Here is an 18,939-nt window from a genome sequence, read left to right as displayed (position 1 = left end):
AATGAAATCTACCTACTCTTCCCTGAACTTTGTTTATGACGAAAATACCGATTTGCTTCGCGAGCAAATCAATAGTTTTGCTGCAAGAGAAATTGCGCCGCTAGCGCAATCTATCGACCAAACTAACGACTTTCCAAACCATCTTTGGTCCAAATTAGGTGACATGGGTCTTTTAGGTGTGACCACCAGCGAAGAGTTTGGTGGTGCAGGCATGGGCTATCTCGCCCACGTTATCGCTATGGAAGAAATCAGCCGAGCATCCGCTTCGGTTGCGTTAAGTTACGGCGCTCACTCCAACCTTTGCGTCAACCAAATCCACCGTAACGGCACACAAGCGCAAAAAGAGAAATACCTACCTAAGCTCATCTCCGGTGAACATATCGGCGCCCTTGCTATGAGTGAACCCGGCGCCGGCTCTGATGTGGTCTCTATGCAGCTTAAAGCCGAACGTAAAGGCGCTATTTTCCTATTAAATGGCAACAAAATGTGGATCACCAACGGCCCTGATGCACACACCTATGTTGTCTACGCAAAAACCGACCCAAGCCAGCACTCCAAAGGCATCACGGCGTTTATTGTGGAACGCGGATTCCCTGGATTTACTCAAGCACAAAAACTCGACAAGTTGGGTATGCGCGGCTCGAATACGTGTGAGCTGGTCTTCCAAAACTGCGAAGTCCCTGCGGAAAATATTCTCGGCGAAGAAAACCAAGGCGTGAAAGTATTGATGAGCGGCCTCGACTACGAACGTGTGGTGCTTGCAGGCGGCCCACTTGGCATCATGCAGGCGTGTATGGATATCGTTGTGCCTTACATTCACGACCGTAAACAGTTCGGTAAATCCATCGGTGAATTCCAGCTAGTTCAAGCAAAAATCGCGGATATGTACACACAAATGAATGCCGCTAAAGCGTATGTTTACGCCGTCGCTGCCGCTTGTGATCGCGGTGAAACCACACGTAAAGATTCTGCTGGCGCGATCCTCTACAGCGCAGAGCTGGCAACCAAGATGGCACTGGATGCGATTCAACTACTTGGCGGTAACGGCTACATCAACGAGTTTGATACGGGCCGTTTGTTGCGAGATGCCAAGCTGTATGAAATCGGTGCGGGCACTTCAGAAATTCGCCGCATGCTTATTGGTCGCGAATTGTTTAACGAAAGCGCCTAATCAACATACCTAGGCGTTCTGAATCTAAATAAATTCCTTATTCAACCTAAATCTTATTCAACATAGATAAAGGCGGGTGGTGTCACCCGTCTACCGAATGGAGATCGGCTATTTATGGCTTGTTTGACGACCAATATTAATACCCACTCAGAGCAGTATCAGGAAAACTACCGCTCTATGGCGTCACTTGTAGATCAACTTTATACCGTGACTGCCCAAATAGAAGATGGTGGCGGTGAGAAAGCCCGCGAGCATCAGCAGAAGAAAGGCAAACTTCCGGTACGTGAGCGCATTCTTGCCCTACTCGACCCTGGTTCGTCCTTTCTAGAAATTGGTCAATTTGCTGGCTGGGATGTGTATCCAGATTACGTTCCATGTGCTGGAGTGGTTGCCGGTGTGGGTGTAATTGACGGCAATGAGTGCATGATCGTCGCGAACGACGTGACGGTAAAAGGCGGCAGTTACTACCCACTCACCGTGAAAAAGCACTTAAGAGCACAAGAAATTGCAGAAAAATGCCAACTGCCGTGTGTTTACTTAGTCGACTCTGGCGGCGCTAACCTACCCCGCCAAGATGAGGTATTCCCAGATAAAGACCATTTTGGCCGTATTTTCTACAACCAAGCCCGTATGTCGGCCAAAGGCATTCCACAAATTGCGGTGGTCATGGGGCTATGTACCGCTGGCGGCGCTTATGTTCCTGCGATGTGTGATGTTTCCATCATAGTCAAAGAACAAGGTACGATTTTCTTGGCAGGTCCACCTCTTGTAAAAGCAGCGACAGGTGAAGAAGTCAGCGCGGAAGATCTTGGTGGCGCAGACGTTCACTGTCGCACCTCTGGTGTGGCGGACTATTACGCAGAAAATGATCACCACGCGTTAGAGTTGGCAAGACAAGCGGTTTCACAAATCAACCACTTGAAACCCGTTCAACTCAAGCAAAAAGCACCTCAGGAACCACGTTTTCCTGCCCAAGAGCTGTACGGCATCGTCGGAACCGATCTTAAAAAGCCGTTTGATGTTAAAGAGGTCATTGCCCGAATTGTTGATGATTCCCAGTTCGATGAATTTAAAGCCTTGTTCGGCGAAACCTTGGTCTGTGGCTTTGCCCATATTCACGGTATGCCGATTGGCATTGTCGCTAACAACGGCATTCTATTTTCGGAATCAGCACAAAAAGGCGCGCATTTTATTGAGCTGTGCGCACAACGCAAAATTCCTCTGCTCTTCTTGCAGAACATCACGGGCTTTATGGTCGGTCAGAAGTACGAAGCCGAAGGCATCGCCAAACATGGTGCGAAAATGGTAACTGCTGTTGCGTGTGCAGACGTGCCGAAGTTTACCGTGGTTATTGGTGGATCGTATGGCGCAGGAAACTACGGCATGTGTGGCCGCGCTTATGATCCAACCATGATGTGGATGTGGCCAAACGCGCGCATCTCCGTCATGGGTGGAGAGCAAGCGGCTGGCGTGATGGCGCAAGTGACCCGCGATATCAAAACTCGCAAAGGTGAAAGCTGGAGCGCGGAGGAAGAAGAAGCGTTCAAACGTCCAATTGCGGAGCAATATCAGACTCAAAGCCATGCGTATTACGCCAGTGCTCGCCTGTGGGACGATGGCATTATTGATCCTGCAAAAACCCGTGATGTTGTCGGCATTGCTCTGTCTGCTGCGCTTAATGCGCCGATACCAGACAGCAAATTTGGCATCTTCCGTATGTAGTCGGATGCAAGGCAAACCTTAACTCCTCGCAAACACCGATGTTTATACAAGTAACGGTTAGCGAGCATTGGAATAGAGACTGAAATGTCAGACAAAGGAAGTCACATGACCGGACTACTGCTTGAAAAAGACAGCAATGGCGTTGCTTGGTTGAGCCTCAATCGACCAGAAAAACACAACGCGTTTAATGACGCATTGATTGCCTCACTAATTGAGACACTAGAACAGCTCGAAAAGGACGATTCTCTCCGTGCACTGGTGTTTACTGCACAGGGAAAACACTTTTCTGCGGGAGCAGATCTGGGCTGGATGCAGTCAATGACAACCAAAACCGAGGGTGAAAACCTGCAAGATGCACAGCAACTAGCAAAACTTTTGCATACGCTGGATACCTTTAGCAAACCAACCATTGCTATGGTGCACGGCGCTGCATTTGGCGGCGCGCTTGGGCTTATCTGCTGCTGCGATATCGCTATTGGTACACCTGAAAGCCGCTTCTGTTTGAGTGAAGTGAAGCTCGGTTTGTTACCCGCCACCATCGGACCTTACGTAATCCGAGCGATTGGACAAAGACAGAGCCGACGCTACTTTTTAACCGCGGAACTGATTGATGCCGAAACCGCACTATCGATGAGTATTCTTCATCAGATAGACGCTCAACCACGTGAAGCCGTCAATCGCACCATTGATCACCTGCTTAACAACAGTCCACAAGCCATGCAGGCAGCAAAAGCACTCTGCTTACGTTGTGACAATCAACCTATCGATCACTCATTAATTGAATACACCAGCCAAGCTATTGCAACCGCTCGCGTGTCCAGCGAAGGACAAGAAGGACTAGCTGCATTTTTTGAAAAGCGCGCCGCCAATTGGAGGAATCATGTTTAAAAGAATACTGATCGCAAACCGCGGTGAAATTGCCTGCCGAATCATTAAAACCGCAAAAAGCATGGCTATAGAGACGGTTGCCGTCTATTCCGAAGCGGATCGCAGCAGCTTACATGTTAAACAAGCGGATTTCGCTGAATTCATTGGCCCCGCTCCGGCGAGTGAATCGTATCTCGATATCGATGCGATTATCGGCGCTGCGAAAAAATGGCAAGCCGATGCTATCCACCCTGGGTATGGTTTTCTTTCCGAGAACCCGAAACTGGCGAAAGCGTGCAGCGAAAATGGCATCGCCTTTATTGGCCCTTCCACCAGCGCAATTGAAGCAATGGGTTCGAAGTCGCACGCCAAAGCCATCATGTCTGAGGCGAACGTGCCCTTGGTTCCCGGCTATCACGGCACAGACAACAGCGTAGAGCACTTATTAGCGGAAGCTGAAAAAATCGGTTACCCAGTGATGCTTAAAGCAACCCAAGGGGGTGGCGGTAAAGGCATGCGAGTAGTCAATAGCGCAGCCGAAATGCCTCTGGCCATCGACGGTGCGCAGCGTGAAGCACTTTCAAGCTTTGGCGATAAGCAGCTTCTAATCGAAAAATGTATATTGCAGCCTCGCCACGTTGAAGTTCAGGTATTTGCTGACCAACATGGCAACTGTGTCTATCTTTCTGATCGCGATTGCTCCATTCAACGCCGTCACCAAAAAGTAGTCGAAGAAGCACCAGCTCCCGGTCTTAGTGATGAACTGCGTAAACAAATGGGTGAAGCTGCGGTTCAGGCCGCTCAAGCGATCGACTATGTTGGCGCTGGCACGGTGGAGTTCTTACTCGATAGCCGAGGTCAATTCTACTTCATGGAGATGAATACCCGTCTGCAAGTTGAACACCCTGTCACTGAATTGATCACCGGCGTTGATTTGGTGGAGTGGCAATTCAAAGTCGCAGCTGGCGAGCATTTACCTATTTCGCAATCTGAAATCACCCACAACGGTCATTCAATTGAGCTGCGAATTTACGCAGAAGATACAGACAATGACTTTATGCCGTCGACTGGCCGCATTGACTACTTAAAAGAACCCGTATCAGACAGTAATGTGCGCCTAGCGTACGTACGAGTTGATAGCGGTGTTACCCAAGGCGATAGCATCAGCGAATATTACGATCCAATGATCAGCAAGCTGATCGTCTGGGGGCAAACTCGTGATATCGCTCTAAAGCAGCTTAAGCAGGCGTTAACTCAATATCACGTACGTGGCGTAACGACAAACATTGGTTATCTGCACAGCATTATTTCGCAGCCAGCCTTTGCAGAGATTGAGCTTGATACAGGTTTCCTCGTCACACATCAACAAGGCATAAATGAGCAGCAAGACGTGTCGGATTCAATCTGGCTTACATTGGCGGCGGTTGCTCGCTGGAATGATCTGATTTCAAAATCAGACAGCTCAACGTTACCCGCGCCAACCAAACGAGGTTTTAGACTGTCGGTTGACAACGTTTACCGATTTAACTTCACGGATGCCAATGCCAACCATCAAGTACGTTTGCAACAATCATTGCAAGATACAGGATCTCACTTCACTGTCCGATGCGGTGAGGAGCTGCATCAGGTCATCCTGCTTGAAAGTGACAACCAATTTATCGTCGATATTGATAATGTGCGTTACACCTTTAATGCACTTAGCGATGAACAAAGAACAACACTATTTTATCTTGGTCAGCAGCGCACGTTCGCTCATCAACCTAACTTTGACTCTGCAAAAGATGTAGATGATGAACTAAGTCCAACCGCACCACTCAACGGCATAATTTCAGCAGTTATGGTGGCTAAAGGTGACGAAGTGGCGGCGGGCGATCCGCTTTTGGTACTCGAAGCAATGAAAATGGAATACACCATCACGGCTCCGGTCGCAGCAACAGTCGACGAATTGTTTTATCAGCACGGGGACCAAGTACAGCACGGTTCCATACTGCTGAATTTGTCTTTGATATCGGATAACGTCAGTGAAGATAAGGAGCGCGAATATGCTACCAGCGAAGGTTAATATCGTCGAAGTCGGCGCTCGTGATGGTCTGCAAAATGAAACGGCAGTGACGCTGGTTGATAAAATCCGTTTGATTAACCAACTAAGCAGCAGTGGCTTAAAGCATATTGAGGCGGGATCTTTCGTCTCTCCAAGGTGGGTGCCTCAAATGGCCGATTCCGATCAGGTGTTTGCTGGTATCTCAAAAAAGCCTGACGTGGTTTATAGCGCGCTCACACCAAATCTCGCAGGGTTAGAACGTGCGCTGGAAAGCGGTGTAAAGCGAATTGCGGTGTTTGGCTCCGCTTCAGAAACGTTCAGCCAGAAGAACATCAACTGCAGCATTACCGAAAGTCTCGCTCGATTTGAACCCGTTATCGAATTGGCGAACCAGCACAACATTCCTGTACGCGGGTACTTGTCTTGTACCATGGTGTGTCCATATGAGGGAGTAATCAAGCCAGAGCAAACTACCAAGGTCGCCAATACGTTGTTTGATATGGGATGTTATGAGATTTCGCTCGGTGATACTGTCGGTAAAGCAACGCCTAATCGCGTTATCACCATGCTGGATTCGTTGTTAACGCTACTGCCAAAAGACGCGCTCGCGGTACATTTTCATGACACCTATGGACAAGCTTTAGCCAATATTTACCAAGCCTTGTTAATGGGCATCAACACCATTGATAGTGCGGTTGCTGGTTTGGGCGGCTGCCCTTACGCGAAAGGTGCCAGTGGCAATGTTGCAACGGAAGATGTACTTTATCTGTGTGAGCAACTTGGGATTGAAACGGGCGTTGACCTTAGCGTCATCAATGAAGCGGGTTGGCAAATTTGCCGTGCGTTAGGAAAGTCTCCTGCTTCTAGGGTCGCATTAGCTCTGGGCGATCCGTATAGCTTGTAAATCATCAACAACCAATCAGGTAATGTATTTCAACGGGCATGCAGACGTACGTGCCCGTTTTTTGTTGTTACTCATAAAAACCTTAACGCTCAACGGTCTTCATCACATTAATTAGTGTCTGATTTCAGCTACAATTTAGTTTCAAACCGAACATATAAAACAGGATCAGGTAAATGCTCATAACATTTCGTTGTCGAAGCCACTCAAACGTCACAATGTTTGGTGATATTGCATTAGATATGCTCAAAATGATGGGTCACAGCGGCACGGTGCCGGGATCAATTTCCGCTCAAGATGTTCCTGACGCGCTATCAAGATTAACTTCTGCTCTATCTGCGAAAAATGCAGCTGAAGAAAACCTCCCTACTGATGTAGACGAAGAGGAAGAACAAGCAGAGCCCGCGGTAAGCCTAGGACGCAGAGCGTTTCCACTGATTGAGTTGCTAAAATCAGCAATCAAAGAAGAATGCGAAGTCATGTGGAACAACCAATAACGCCTTCAAACTGGTTTCTAGCGAGGTGAATCCGTGTTGTGACCGCCTCGCTATGGTTACTCGACACCAAGATAAGAACACCAATACCGCTTATCGCCCTATCCGTTTCTCTCCCTAGACAACTTGATTTGCCCATCAATGTGCACATCTCGTTGTGGAAACGCGATTTCAATGCCGTGCTTTTCAAAAGCTTCGTAGATTTCAAAACGCATGGCACTTGCGACCGAGCGAATACCGCCCTCAACCGTTGAGTTAATCCAAAAATAAGATTCGAAGATCAAAGCATTGTCACCAAAGTCTTGAAAAAACACATCTGGCGCTGGCGAACTCAGAACTTGCGCTTGCTGCGAAGTCACTTCCGCCATTAAGGCAGCAACCTGTTTGACATCGCTCCCATACGCGGCGCCGACGACGACCGAGCCACGAACTAATCTGTCGCATAACGTCCAGTTGATCACCACGTTCTCAATCAACTGACTGTTGGGTATGAGCATATGAACACCATCGGTTCGTCTGATTCTCGTTGAACGTGTATTTATTTGCTCGACAGTGCCTTTGGCGCCCTCAACCTCTAAAAAGTCCCCAATTCGAATTGGCTTTTCACCAATCAAAATCCAGCCACTTATGAAGTTGTTAATGATGTTTTGCGCACCAAAACCGAAGCCGATAGCGATGGCACCAGACAGAAAGGCAAACGCGGTAATTGGCACATTGATCATCGAAAGTGTGGCCATAAAAATAATGGCGAGAGCGATGACAAATAATATCCGTTTAACCAAATGAATCACGTTTGGGTCTTTCCCCGATGAAGACATTCTTGACGTAACGGTTTTGATCAAAATTTTTGATAACCATAAAGCGACAATCACCCATGTCGGCACCATCAATATCGCCCATAACGTGATAGGTTGTTCGTTAAAGGTAAACAGTGTTGTTTCTAAAAATGAAATGACCCGTTCGAACATAAAGTGCTCACTCTTGATTCATCGTTGCCAGCAAGCCAGAGCGCATAAGTCTTATATTTTTAGCCCAATCGATAGCGCAAACGGCTCAATTAAGTTCTTCTTATTAACTATATTGTAATCTACGCAAAACGCTTCGAGTGGTTTCCCGCTTTAGCTTCAACACGATTAAGCTATTTAGGGAGCACGTCTTTGTGTACTAAACGAGCCAATCAACCGACTGAATACGCAAGGCAAATCAGTGATAACTTTCTGATTTTTAAGCATCAAATTTTCACTTCGAGTCACTCTCACTTATTATTGTGCACCTTGTTGCAAATAACATTGATGGAATGATTGTTATGTCAGAACTGACTCGGATGCGCTCTGGAGAAACCTATAATTGTCTGGATGAAGAGCTAAAGCTAATGCGCGCCAAAACCGCGCAGCTTGTCTTCCAATTTAACCACGAGCCAAACCCAGATATACGTAGACAACTATTGGCAGAAATGGGCGTCCAATTAGAAAACAGCGCCTGTATAGAGCCACCGCTTCAACTTACCTACGGTTGTCACTTGTCCATCGGGGAAAACTCCTACATCAACTGGGATGCCATTATTCTGGACAATGGGCAGGTTGAGATTGGCGCGAACGTCATGATTGGGCCTAGAGTGCAAATTTACACAGCCGCTCATTCACTCGATACGCAAAGGCGCTTAGCTGGAGATGAGATCGCCAAACCGGTCAACATCGGCAATAACGTTTGGATTGGTGGGGGCGCTATCATACTGCCAGGCGTGACCATTGGCGACCAGGCCATCGTTGGCGCTGGCTCTGTCGTAACCAAAGACGTTGTGCCGGGCGATCGAGTTGTCGGAAATCCGGCGCGCTCCATTAAACCAAAAAACTGAAGAAAGTCGCTATTTCGCCAAATGGTCGCGAATAATATTGGCAAGCAGAATGAGAGCATGAACGTATTTGTCATTGAGCTCAAAAGAAGCGTTAAGACGAATACAGTGATCGTATTGTTCTGTCAGGCTGAACATCTTTCCCGGTGCGATGCTGATATTACCTTTTAGTGCTTCTCGATATATTGGCAAGGCATCAATATGCTTGGGGAGCTCTAACCAAATAAAGTACCCGCCGCTTTGGCTTAACACGTTGACTGCTTCAGGTAACAGCTCACTGAGCAGACCCGTCATCTTACTTTTGCGTTCAAACAGCTTTTTCCGTAACTGCTTCAAATGCAATTCATAATTGCGGCTTGTTAAATAATGCACCAATGTCATTTGCACTGGTGCACTCGTCGCTAATGTACTCATTAGCTGTAACTTTTGTACCTCTAGCGCCCGCTTTCCCGCCGCAACCCAACCAATACGTAGCCCTGCGATTAATGATTTTGAAAATGAGGAGCACAACATGGTATTGCCCGTGTCATCAAACATTCTTAGTGGGTAAACCGAGTCATTCTCAGCATGCAGTTCGCTGTACACATCATCTTCAATTACTGGCACGTTATATCGCTGTGTCAGTTCAATCAGCTTTTGTTTTTTCTCGTTGGAGAGCGTAAAACCCAGAGGATTCTGGAAGTTCGACATCAGCCAGCACGCTTTCACATCATGCGTTTGCAGCGCTCGTTCCAATGAGTCTAGGTCAATGCCCGTGACTGGGTCTGTTCTTACTGAGAGCGCTTTCAAACCTAACCGCTCTAAGGATTGCAAAGCGCCATAGAATGCAGGCGACTCCACAACCACCCAATCTCCCGGTCTTGTACAAGCTTGCAAACTGAGCGTTAACGCCTCCAGCGCGCCTGCCGTAATGACAATTTCATCGGGTGAAATTTCAATGCCTTTCGCAGCATAACGCTTCGCGATGATGGTGCGTAATTGTTCGTTTCCCGGCGGTAAGTTATCAAAGGTGGTGGAAATCGGCATATTGCGAGCGGCTGCGCTCATCGCCCGATTCACGTGATATCGTGGGTACAAACTTGGGTCTGGATAGGCAAAGCCAAAATTGATCATGGATGGATTTTTGCTCGCCTGCAGAACATCAAAGATAAACTCATTGATGTCTACCTGCTCTGTCCACGAAACCGCGGCTGGCGCTTGGGGTTCATTTGAACTCTTAATATTGGGCGCGACTCGATAACCAGATCGCGGCTGTGATGTTACCCAGCCTTGAGATTCCAGAATTTGATACGCGTGCAACACCGTCATCAAGCTCAAACCCGAGTGTTCAGATTGGCGACGCAGAGAAGGCAGCTTGTCACCCGGATGCCATATCCCCGATTTTATCTGCCTTTTAAGCTGTTCCACTAACTCTTGATACTTCGCCAAACGCAAATCCCCTTTCATAAAGCCGAATGCAAAATAATAACACTTCAATATTTAATCTGTTATAGGTTTATAGTCACTGTCTGTACCTACTTCCCTCATTTCACTCCTTTTAAAATAGCTCTCTCATAAAACTTAAAAGATCAAAGGAAGTTTAATGTTTGGCCTCGACGCATTTATGCTTGCACGGATACAGTTCGCCTTTACCGTATCCTTTCATATTATTTTCCCCGCTATCACCATAGGTTTGGCCACCTATCTCGCCGTGTTGGAAGGTTTATGGCTAAAAACACGTAATCCCGATTACCAAAAGCTCTATTACTTCTGGTCGAAAATTTTTGCGGTTAACTTTGGAATGGGTGTTGTATCTGGTCTTGTCATGGCCTATCAATTCGGCACCAATTGGAGTGGTTTCTCCGACTTCGCTGGTTCTATCACAGGCCCATTACTGACTTATGAAGTGTTAACGGCTTTCTTTCTCGAAGCCGGATTTCTTGGCGTAATGCTGTTTGGGTGGCGTCGCGTCGGCGAAAAGCTGCACTTTTTTGCAACCTCGATGGTGGCGTTAGGAACGATCATTTCGACGTTCTGGATTCTCGCCTCCAACAGTTGGATGCAAACGCCACAAGGCTATGAAATTGTCGACGGACGTGTGGTGCCAACCGACTGGTTTGCTATCGTTTTCAATCCTTCATTTCCTTATCGTTTGGCGCACATGAGCGTCGCGGCTTTCGTCAGTTCAGCACTCTTTGTAGGCGCGTCAGCCGCTTGGCATTTATTGAGAGGCAATCAATCGACTGCGGTAAAAACCATGTTTTCGATGTCGCTAGGGATCTTAGTGTTCCTTGCGCCACTCCAAGCCGTGATTGGCGATGTGCATGGGCTAAACACTCTGGAACACCAGCCCGCCAAAATCGCTGCCATCGAAGGACATTGGGATAACAGTGATGGCAAACCAACCCCATTGATTTTGTTCGGCATGCCAAACATGGAACAAGAACGCACAGACTATGCCTTAGAAATTCCTGTTCTAGGAAGTTTGATCCTACGCCACAGTTTAACTGAGCCAATCCCGGCGCTGAAAGACTTTCCGAAAGAGGAACGACCGAACTCACCTATCGTCTTTTGGTCATTTCGAATCATGGTCGGGCTAGGACTTCTGATGATTTTTCAAAGCTTCTACAGCATGTGGTTACGAAAAAAGAACACGCTTTATACCTCGCGTTGGTTCCTCAAATTTTCATTGTTTATGGGGCCATCTGGTCTTATCGCAATACTCGCTGGCTGGTTTACGACAGAGGTTGGTCGACAACCTTGGGTCGTGTATGGCGTACAAAAAACGCGTGATGCGGTTTCTGCACACGGAGACCTACAAATGAGCATCAGCCTGCTGTGTTTCCTTGTTGTGTACAGCTTGGTGTTTGGTTTTGGGTATTACTACATGATCCACCAAATCAAGAAAGGCCCCGATGCAATCGAGCACGATGAGCACGACATGACGACCGTTTCAGGCCGCATCTAGAATTTGTCACAAAGTTAAGGTAGAGAATATGCATTTTGATTTATCCGTGATTTGGTTCGCGATCATCGTTTTTGCCACTTTGATGTACATCATCATGGACGGCTTCGATTTGGGTATTGGAATACTGATGCCCTTCATCAAGGATGAAAAACAAAAAGACGTCATGGTCAACAGTGTCGCGCCGGTTTGGGACGGAAACGAAACTTGGATTGTGCTTGGAGGTGCATCTCTATTTGGCGCTTTTCCCATGGCTTACGCGGTAATTATTGAAGCGCTAACCATCCCTTTGACGTTGATGTTGATTGCTTTGATCTTTCGTGGCGTCGCGTTTGAGTTTCGCTTTAAAGCATTGGAAAACCACTTAAAGTTCTGGGACCGTTCTTTTATGGTCGGCTCGATTTTAACCACGTTTTTCCAAGGCATCGTTGTTGGCGCGGTAATTCAAGGCTTTGCGGTGGAAAACCGCGTCTTCGTAGGTAGCCAACTAGACTGGCTTACCCCTTTTCCCATCTTTTGCGGTTTGGGTTTAGTCGCAACGTACGCGCTGCTCGGTAGCACATGGCTCATCATGAAGACGGAAGGTGCACTGCAAAACACGATGTACCGCTTCACTAATAAAACACTACTGGCGATGATCTCCGCATTAGTCATTGTGAGCGCTTGGACTCCACTTGCTTACCCTACCATTGCGGAAAGATGGTTTTCTCTGCCGAATTTGTTCTACTTACTGCCCGTACCAGTCATTACTGGACTGGTATGTTTGAAGATTGCTGACTCCGTTAAAAAGCGTAAAGAGCGCAGCCCTTTCGTGATGGCGCTAGTGATCGTGATTCTCGGGTTCGCAGGGCTTGGTATCAGTATCTGGCCAAATATCATTCCTCCTAGCATATCAATATGGGAAGCAGCGGCTCCTGCAAGCAGTCAGCGCTTTATGCTCGTTGGAGCGGTGATCATCATCCCGATCATTCTGGCTTACACCTTTTGGAGTTATTACGTCTTCTCTGGAAAAGTGAAAGAAGACGAAGCGTACCATTAACGAGTTGATAAGGAGTGAGTATGAAAGTCAAAAATTGGTGCCGCCAATGGGCGTGGATGGTTGGAATTTGGGTCGTTAGCGTCGCTGCATTAGGGTTAGTGTCTATGTTATTTCGCGTCATGATGACCGCTGCAGGGTTAAAATCTTAGCGCGGCATTTTTAAGTCAATAAAAAATGGATGCCTCTAGATCTTGTGTAAGAGCTAGAGGCGTTGAACCTAATACTCAATCTTAATGAAAAAGCCAAGCGTTAAGAATCTACTCAAAACATTCTTTCATAAGTCTACATTGCCTGAAGTCGTTCATGCATGCTTACGAGATCAAAAGGTTCAAGCTTTTTCGCAATGCTCAGTAATGCTTCCTTTTTATCTTGCGGTAAACTTTGAAACTTCGACTCTAAACGTAAATCCACTTTGCTAAAAAGTAGCTTTCTAATTTGACTAGCTTTTGCCTTTGATAATTGCAATCCATCATTATCGGAGGTTTCAATTATCATGATAATTCTTGCTAAATCACTGAATTCATCATCAGAGCATAAATAAAGTGATTGTTTGTATAAATAGCCAACCGAAATTTCAAAATCAATATTAAGCGCTTGAATCTGACTGACAATGTTTTCACTCATATCACTTTGAGAAGCAGAGTTGATACAATCATCAAATCGCCTTTCAAATGTAACAAATCGATTATTGAGCTCGTCCAACATAGTCGTATCTTTTGCGAATGATTCTATAGGTAAAACCAATAAGAACATTGGCAGTAGGTATTTTTTCAGCGATCGGCTATTCACAATCAAGTCCTTCTTCTAAAAAACTTTCATGCGGTGTTGGTGCAAGTGTTGCTTTCAAATTCAAGTCCATTAAACTCGCCAAATGGCTTTCATTAAACTCTGATAGCTTTTGCAGCTTTAGACTGGCTTCATTAAACTCTTGGTAGAACTTATCAGGTTGAGGTATCACGACTGTTTTTATGTTTGCTCGTGTTGCCGCAAGCATACCCGAATAAGAGTCTTCAAAGGCAATACAGTTACTTGAATCTACACCTAGTTTATTGATTGTTGAAAGGTAGACATCTGGCTCTGGCTTACCCTGCTCTACATCGTCTGACGATGATATCGCGTCAAAGTAACTGGCAATACCGAGTTTGTTCAAAATGATGGGAATGAGTTGATAAGGTGAATTAGTAGACAACCCTATCTTAAACCCTTTTTCCTTAAGCAATTTGAGTGTTTCTGTAACACCCTCTAATTCGCATCCTTTTTCAATTATTAATGCCTCCACTTTATCCACAACAGCATTCTCTACTTCCTCTAGGCTCTTTTCTTGCCAAGGATTACGTTCATACCAAAACCTTGTTACTTCACCTGTCGTCATAGTTGCAGTCTGCTTTGACAGCACTTCGGTCACTTGGACACCAACTGATGAAAACACCTGCTTTTCCGCTTCCTTCCACAAAGGTTCTGAATCAATCAGCAACCCGTCCATATCAAAGACCGCAGCGTATATCATTGGTACATCCTCAGTAAGTTCTATTCGTTGAGTAAGATTTGTCTATTCAACCAAAGCATAGCTTTGCATATAACGAGTGAGAGTATCACATTTGCCTGTGGCTATCAGAGCCAATTCGATGACTCATCTTTAAGCCTCAACATGACCGATGTGCATGGCTACTTTTAGCGCTTGTTTATTGAGATTAGATGCCTCCCAAGCAACAACAACACGACTAATGAGAGGGATATTATCAATCTCAGCGACTGTCGCGGAATCATCGAGATGTTCAGCCAGTGAGCGCGGAACGAGAGCAATACCTAACCCGGCCTGCGCCATGGCAATCGTCGTACGAAGTTGCGGTGCTGCGAACTGTGGTTCGAGCCTTACTCCTGCGTCGGCAAAAAGTGTGCTCATGCCATCAAACAATGCGGGTCCAGTCTCTCGTGGAAACAGTAAAATTTTATGGCCTCTCAACTGTTTCATCTGGATACAGGGATATTTTGCCAGTTCGTGGCCCGCCGGAATCACTGCGACAAACGGGTCGTTAAACAACACCTTGTGCTCAAAAGGCTCACTGGCGTAACAGGGTAGCCGCATGATTGCGAGATCAAGTTGTTTGCTTTTTAACTGAGTGGCAAGCTCTGGCATTGATAGTTCCGCCGTCTGTAAATGAACCCCATTCTCTTGAATACGCCCAATCTTCTCCAATACCTTAATGCAGGTTGATGTTGACGTCGCGAACCCAATTTTAACCTGCGTATTTTCACCACGAGCAATCTGACGAGCTTTTGCTTTAGCGCGTTCCACATCAGCAAGAATATTTACCGCATCCGTATAAAAGACTTGCCCTGCACGGGTCAGCTCTACTCCTCTAGACAAGCGCTTAAATAAGTCCACGCCAAGCTCGTGCTCTAGCTTTTTGATTTGTTGACTCAAAGGAGGTTGCGCAATCCCTAACTGTTCAGCTGCTCGGGTAAAGTGACGAGTCTCGGCGACCGAGACAAAATACTTCAGGTAGCGAAATTCCATATATTTTCCATATCAAAATAAATCTTTTTTATATTGGATTTAGCACCGTGTAGAAGTCAATCTAAATATACTCTTCATTGCATAACTGGTCTTACTCATGCGTGGATTTTATAACCCTCTATGTGCTTGTTCGCTTGAAGTAGCGAAAGAATTTTCTGAATACCATCACGTTACCGGAGATGGTGAGATTTATCAGACTTCGTTAATGAGTGCTTTGATCGCTGGAGTTTACGAAGGTTCAACAACCATAGAAGAACTGCTGAAACATGGGGATTTTGGTTTAGGTACGTTCAATGAATTGGATGGTGAGTTGATTGCTTTTGATAAGGAAGTTTTTCAACTCAAGTCGGATGGCTCCGCAAACCCGGCAGACCTGGCGCAAAAAACGCCCTTTGCTGTCATGACTTTTTTTAAACCTGATATCGAGCTGCCACTGACATCGCGCATGTCACGTCATGAAGTCCATAACCTCATAGACGACATGGTTCCAAGCGATAACCTATTTTGCGCAGTGCGCATTGATGGCGTTTTCGATTCAGTTCGCACTCGTACCGTACCTAAACAAACACGCCCTTATCGGCCAATGCTTGAAGTGGTCAAAGAACAACCAACATTCCGCTTCACGCATAAGCAAGGCGTGGTCGCCGGCTTTCGCAGTCCTAAATACACGACTGGCATTAATGTGCCCGGCTATCACGAACACTTTATTACCGATGACCGCCAAGGAGGTGGTCATATCCAGGATTACAGCATTTCGTCAGGGTTCCTCCAGATTGGCAAAGTCTCACGGCTAGTGATTGATACCCCAGTATCGACAGACTTCCTCAACGCCAATTTGGCTCCGGAAGATATAAATACCGCCATAGAAAAGGCGGAAAAGTAACAAAGTCAGGCAAATAATAAGGACAACAAATGCAATCCAAACCTTCAAATAAAAATGGAGCTCAGTTGATCGCTCAACAGCTAGAGTCTCTCGGCATTAAGTACATTTTCGGTATTCCTGGTGCAAAAATAGATCGACTGTTCGATGCGATTGAAGACACTAACATCCAAATGATTCCGGTACGTCACGAAGCTAACGGCGCGTTTATGGCGGGCGTTATGGGAAGACTAACCGGCAAAGCAGGCGTCACAATGGTTACGTCAGGCCCTGGCTGTGGAAATCTAGTTACGGGGGTTGCAACAGCAAACTCCGAAGGCGATCCGCTGATTGCTATCGGTGGTGCGGTGAAACGAACTGACCAGCAAAAACAAACACACCAGAGCATGGATACCGTCAGTATTTTTCGCTCTATAACTAAGTTCAGTGCTGAAGTGCAGCATGTGGACGCCGCAAGCGAGATCATGGCGAACGCATTTCGTATCGCAGAGTCAGGTCGTCCTGGGGCTTGCTTTTTGAGTCTCCCCCAAGATGTTTTATCCGAGCAAACCCAAACGGACATTATTGTCCCCTCGCCTTACACACAGCCTGGTTGCGCAGACATCGCAGCAATCGAAGAAGCGGTCAGTCGAATCAGTAAAGCAAAGCGCTGTGTGGTTTTACTTGGCCTTCACGCGAGCCGCAGTCAAAACGCTACTGCTATCGCTCGGTTTCTTCAAAATACGCAGCTACCCGTTGTCGGCACTTACCAGGCCGCCGGCACGGTAGACATCAATTACTATCATCACTTTGCTGGGCGTGTCGGTTTGTTTAATAACCAACCTGGCGATGTTTTACTGCGGGACGCCGATTTAATTCTCACCATCGGCTTTAGCCCAATAGAGTATGACCCTGAGCTTTGGAACAGCCACCGCAACCCAGTGATTCACCTCGATATTGAACCGGCAGAATACCAACTTAATTATCAGCCTTGTGTTGAAATCGTCGGAAACATTGCGCAGTCATTAGACAAGATGGGCAGCTATATCTCTGAATATGCTCGTCTTTCCCCAACAGCACTTTCAGTACTGGAAGAGGTAGCACTGCAACGGCAAGTGATCAAAACCTATCCCAATGTCTATCACAAGCAAGGATTTCATCCACTGGCACTGATTAAAGCCATGCAATCTATCATCACACCAGATACCACGCTATGCCTTGATATGGGGAGCTTCCACATCTGGATCGCTCGTTACTTAAGCTGTTTTCGAGCTCGCCAAATGCTGGTGTCTAACGGCCAACAAACGATGGGCGTTGCACTACCATGGGCCATTGGTGCCAGCCTACTAAAACCTGGTAGCAAAGTGGTATCGATATCAGGAGACGGCGGTTTTATGCAATCGAGCATGGAGTTAGAAACCGCGGTTAGACTGAACTGCAATATCGTCCATATTGTGTGGGTTGATAACGCCTACAACATGGTAGAAATGCAAGAGATCAACAAATATCAGCGCTGCTCTGGTGTGAAATTTGGACCAATTGATTTCAAGGCGTACGCCGAATCATTTGGCGCGAAAGGCTTCGCAGTGACTAGTCAACACGAATTGCTACCGACATTGAATAAAGCCATGGACGTTGAAGGACCAGCAGTGGTGGCTATCCCCGTAGATTACAGCGACAACGACAAACTGATGTTGCCGCGCACAGAGAAAAATCAAGATCCCGTTTTTGTAAGTTTCGAAGGAGAAATCGCATGAGAGGATTAAAAAATAAAGTCGCACTCGTCACTGGTTCTGCCAATGGTATTGGTTTGGCCATCGCAAAACGTTTGTATGAAGAAGGCGCAAACGTCGCTCTTGCCGATTGGAATGAAGAGCAGTTGGCAAACGCCGTTGAGGGCTTTGATAAACAGCGTGTGTCGGCACATTCCATTGATGTTTCTGATCCAGACAAAGTCGCAGCACTGATTTCTGATGTTGTTACCCGTTTCGGTAAACTGGATATTTTAGTAAACAATGCTGGCGTACATGTCCCAGGTTCCGTGATTGAAGGTAGTTTGGAAGACTGGAAGAAGATCTCTGGTGTAAACATTGATGGTGTTGTTTATTGCGCGAAGTTTGCTTTGCCTGAACTCTTAAAAACGAAAGGTTGTATGGTAAATACCGCGTCCGTTTCCGGTTTGGGTGGTGACTGGGGTGCCGCATTCTATTGCGCGAGTAAAGGCGCAGTGGTGAACCTTACCCGAGCGATGGCATTGGACCATGGTGCGGATGGGGTAAGAATTAACGCCGTATGCCCAAGTTTAGTAAAAACCAACATGACAAACGGCTGGCCGCAGGACATCCGCGATAAATTCAATGAGCGCATTGCGCTTGGCCGAGCAGCCGAACCTGAAGAAATTGCGTCTGTCGTGACTTTCTTGGCAAGTGATGACGCATCTTTCATTAATGGCGTAAACCTACCTGTAGACGGCGGTGCCACCGCATCAGATGGTCAACCTAAAATAGTGTAAGCATTAACACTGATTGAGC

Annotated in this window: 18 protein-coding genes; 13 read left to right on the top strand and 5 right to left on the bottom strand. The window is 46.6% G+C overall.

Features of this window, described 5'->3' with window-relative positions; genetic code table 11:
- Nucleotide 1: 1 nt before the first annotated feature.
- From R7040_RS03655 to R7040_RS03630, 6 genes are all read left to right on the top strand, one after another.
- A complete protein-coding gene (locus tag R7040_RS03655; RefSeq protein WP_213967560.1) occupies nucleotides 2-1,171 on the top strand; it encodes an isovaleryl-CoA dehydrogenase in 1,170 nt (389 codons plus the stop codon).
- Nucleotides 1,172-1,285: 114 nt separating this feature from the next.
- Complete coding sequence (locus R7040_RS03650) at nucleotides 1,286-2,893, top strand: carboxyl transferase domain-containing protein (protein ID WP_054574658.1); 1,608 nt, start codon at nucleotides 1,286-1,288, stop codon at nucleotides 2,891-2,893.
- Nucleotides 2,894-2,998: 105 nt separating this feature from the next.
- Nucleotides 2,999-3,781, top strand: a complete 783-nt coding sequence (locus R7040_RS03645; RefSeq protein WP_318081067.1) for an enoyl-CoA hydratase-related protein — start codon at nucleotides 2,999-3,001, stop codon at nucleotides 3,779-3,781.
- The gene (locus R7040_RS03640; protein ID WP_318095392.1) at nucleotides 3,774-5,822 is read left to right on the top strand and encodes an acetyl/propionyl/methylcrotonyl-CoA carboxylase subunit alpha; all 2,049 of its coding nucleotides are present in this window, start codon (nucleotides 3,774-3,776) and stop codon (nucleotides 5,820-5,822) included. Before R7040_RS03645 ends, R7040_RS03640 begins: the two co-directional genes overlap by 8 nt.
- Entirely contained in the window at nucleotides 5,803-6,705 is a 903-nt protein-coding gene (locus tag R7040_RS03635; RefSeq protein WP_318095390.1) for a hydroxymethylglutaryl-CoA lyase, read from the top strand. Before R7040_RS03640 ends, R7040_RS03635 begins: the two co-directional genes overlap by 20 nt.
- Before the next feature lie 173 nt (nucleotides 6,706-6,878).
- Nucleotides 6,879-7,199, top strand: a complete 321-nt coding sequence (locus R7040_RS03630) for a DUF1840 domain-containing protein (protein ID WP_318081064.1) — start codon at nucleotides 6,879-6,881, stop codon at nucleotides 7,197-7,199.
- Between the two features lie 98 nt (nucleotides 7,200-7,297).
- Here the strand turns inward: R7040_RS03630 and R7040_RS03625 are convergent, their stop codons facing one another.
- Entirely contained in the window at nucleotides 7,298-8,164 is an 867-nt protein-coding gene (locus R7040_RS03625; RefSeq protein WP_318081063.1) for a mechanosensitive ion channel family protein, read from the bottom strand.
- 338 nt (nucleotides 8,165-8,502) lie between these two features.
- On the opposite strand from R7040_RS03625, the gene R7040_RS03620 reads away from it, so the two are divergent.
- Complete coding sequence (locus R7040_RS03620) at nucleotides 8,503-9,051, top strand: sugar O-acetyltransferase (RefSeq protein WP_213891425.1); 549 nt, start codon at nucleotides 8,503-8,505, stop codon at nucleotides 9,049-9,051.
- Nucleotides 9,052-9,060: 9 nt separating this feature from the next.
- On the opposite strand, the gene R7040_RS03615 is transcribed toward R7040_RS03620, so the two are convergent.
- A complete protein-coding gene (locus R7040_RS03615; protein WP_213960690.1) occupies nucleotides 9,061-10,494 on the bottom strand; it encodes a PLP-dependent aminotransferase family protein in 1,434 nt (477 codons plus the stop codon).
- A 136-nt stretch (nucleotides 10,495-10,630) separates the two neighbouring features.
- Between R7040_RS03615 and R7040_RS03610 the strand changes: the two genes are divergently transcribed.
- Genes R7040_RS03610 through R7040_RS03600 form a run of 3 tightly spaced genes read left to right on the top strand, consistent with a single transcriptional unit; the run spans nucleotide 10,631 to nucleotide 13,180 of the window.
- On the top strand, nucleotides 10,631-11,995 hold the full coding sequence (locus R7040_RS03610) for a cytochrome ubiquinol oxidase subunit I (RefSeq protein WP_064354697.1): 1,365 nt from the start codon (nucleotides 10,631-10,633) through the stop codon (nucleotides 11,993-11,995).
- Nucleotides 11,996-12,023: 28 nt separating this feature from the next.
- Nucleotides 12,024-13,031 carry a cytochrome d ubiquinol oxidase subunit II gene (cydB, locus tag R7040_RS03605; protein ID WP_064354696.1) on the top strand — a complete coding sequence of 336 codons (1,008 nt, stop codon included), beginning with the start codon at nucleotides 12,024-12,026 and terminating at the stop codon, nucleotides 13,029-13,031.
- Nucleotides 13,032-13,051: 20 nt separating this feature from the next.
- Nucleotides 13,052-13,180 (top strand): DUF2474 domain-containing protein, encoded by a 129-nt coding sequence (locus R7040_RS03600; protein ID WP_017447407.1) that lies wholly within the window; start codon nucleotides 13,052-13,054, stop codon nucleotides 13,178-13,180.
- Between the two features lie 133 nt (nucleotides 13,181-13,313).
- Here the strand turns inward: R7040_RS03600 and R7040_RS03595 are convergent, their stop codons facing one another.
- The 3 genes from R7040_RS03595 to R7040_RS03585 all read right to left on the bottom strand — a co-directional run bounded on the left by R7040_RS03595 (nucleotide 13,314) and on the right by R7040_RS03585 (nucleotide 15,549).
- Nucleotides 13,314-13,820: a hypothetical protein gene (locus R7040_RS03595; RefSeq protein ID WP_054574663.1), complete on the bottom strand. Its 507-nt coding sequence runs from the start codon at nucleotides 13,818-13,820 to the stop codon at nucleotides 13,314-13,316.
- Nucleotides 13,813-14,538: a hexitol phosphatase HxpB gene (gene hxpB, locus R7040_RS03590; RefSeq protein WP_054574664.1), complete on the bottom strand. Its 726-nt coding sequence runs from the start codon at nucleotides 14,536-14,538 to the stop codon at nucleotides 13,813-13,815. Before hxpB ends, R7040_RS03595 begins: the two co-directional genes overlap by 8 nt.
- A 129-nt stretch (nucleotides 14,539-14,667) precedes the next feature.
- Nucleotides 14,668-15,549 carry a LysR family transcriptional regulator gene (locus tag R7040_RS03585; RefSeq protein ID WP_064354694.1) on the bottom strand — a complete coding sequence of 294 codons (882 nt, stop codon included), beginning with the start codon at nucleotides 15,547-15,549 and terminating at the stop codon, nucleotides 14,668-14,670.
- Nucleotides 15,550-15,646: 97 nt separating this feature from the next.
- On the opposite strand from R7040_RS03585, the gene budA reads away from it, so the two are divergent.
- From budA to R7040_RS03570, 3 genes are read left to right on the top strand one after another with little or no spacing between them, the layout of a single operon-like run.
- On the top strand, nucleotides 15,647-16,432 hold the full coding sequence (gene budA / locus R7040_RS03580) for an acetolactate decarboxylase (protein ID WP_005382707.1): 786 nt from the start codon (nucleotides 15,647-15,649) through the stop codon (nucleotides 16,430-16,432).
- 29 nt (nucleotides 16,433-16,461) lie between these two features.
- On the top strand, nucleotides 16,462-18,165 hold the full coding sequence (alsS, locus tag R7040_RS03575) for an acetolactate synthase AlsS (RefSeq protein WP_064354693.1): 1,704 nt from the start codon (nucleotides 16,462-16,464) through the stop codon (nucleotides 18,163-18,165).
- The gene (locus tag R7040_RS03570) at nucleotides 18,162-18,920 is read left to right on the top strand and encodes an SDR family NAD(P)-dependent oxidoreductase (protein ID WP_064354692.1); all 759 of its coding nucleotides are present in this window, start codon (nucleotides 18,162-18,164) and stop codon (nucleotides 18,918-18,920) included. Before alsS ends, R7040_RS03570 begins: the two co-directional genes overlap by 4 nt.
- The last annotated feature ends 19 nt before the right edge of the window (nucleotides 18,921-18,939 follow it).

The sequence above is a fragment of the Vibrio sp. 1069 genome, from assembly GCF_033340555.1.
The sequence above is the reverse complement of the archived record's forward strand: the minus strand, read 5'-3'. Positions and strand labels throughout refer to the sequence as shown.

Bases quoted from the DNA above. Each gene is read 5' to 3' on its own strand.
- R7040_RS03655 (WP_213967560.1), top strand. From the start codon at position 2: ATGAAATCTACCTACTCTTCCCTGAACTTTGTTTATGACGAAAATACC.
- R7040_RS03650 (WP_054574658.1), top strand. From the start codon at position 1,286: ATGGCTTGTTTGACGACCAATATTAATACCCACTCAGAGCAGTATCAG.
- R7040_RS03645 (WP_318081067.1), top strand. From the start codon at position 2,999: ATGACCGGACTACTGCTTGAAAAAGACAGCAATGGCGTTGCTTGGTTG.
- R7040_RS03640 (WP_318095392.1), top strand. From the start codon at position 3,774: ATGTTTAAAAGAATACTGATCGCAAACCGCGGTGAAATTGCCTGCCGA.
- R7040_RS03635 (WP_318095390.1), top strand. From the start codon at position 5,803: ATGCTACCAGCGAAGGTTAATATCGTCGAAGTCGGCGCTCGTGATGGT.
- R7040_RS03630 (WP_318081064.1), top strand. From the start codon at position 6,879: ATGCTCATAACATTTCGTTGTCGAAGCCACTCAAACGTCACAATGTTT.
- R7040_RS03625 (WP_318081063.1), bottom strand. From the start codon at position 8,164: ATGTTCGAACGGGTCATTTCATTTTTAGAAACAACACTGTTTACCTTT.
- R7040_RS03620 (WP_213891425.1), top strand. From the start codon at position 8,503: ATGTCAGAACTGACTCGGATGCGCTCTGGAGAAACCTATAATTGTCTG.
- R7040_RS03615 (WP_213960690.1), bottom strand. From the start codon at position 10,494: ATGAAAGGGGATTTGCGTTTGGCGAAGTATCAAGAGTTAGTGGAACAG.
- R7040_RS03610 (WP_064354697.1), top strand. From the start codon at position 10,631: ATGTTTGGCCTCGACGCATTTATGCTTGCACGGATACAGTTCGCCTTT.
- cydB (WP_064354696.1), top strand. From the start codon at position 12,024: ATGCATTTTGATTTATCCGTGATTTGGTTCGCGATCATCGTTTTTGCC.
- R7040_RS03600 (WP_017447407.1), top strand. From the start codon at position 13,052: ATGAAAGTCAAAAATTGGTGCCGCCAATGGGCGTGGATGGTTGGAATT.
- hxpB (WP_054574664.1), bottom strand. From the start codon at position 14,538: ATGATATACGCTGCGGTCTTTGATATGGACGGGTTGCTGATTGATTCA.
- R7040_RS03585 (WP_064354694.1), bottom strand. From the start codon at position 15,549: ATGGAATTTCGCTACCTGAAGTATTTTGTCTCGGTCGCCGAGACTCGT.
- budA (WP_005382707.1), top strand. From the start codon at position 15,647: ATGCGTGGATTTTATAACCCTCTATGTGCTTGTTCGCTTGAAGTAGCG.
- alsS (WP_064354693.1), top strand. From the start codon at position 16,462: ATGCAATCCAAACCTTCAAATAAAAATGGAGCTCAGTTGATCGCTCAA.
- R7040_RS03570 (WP_064354692.1), top strand. From the start codon at position 18,162: ATGAGAGGATTAAAAAATAAAGTCGCACTCGTCACTGGTTCTGCCAAT.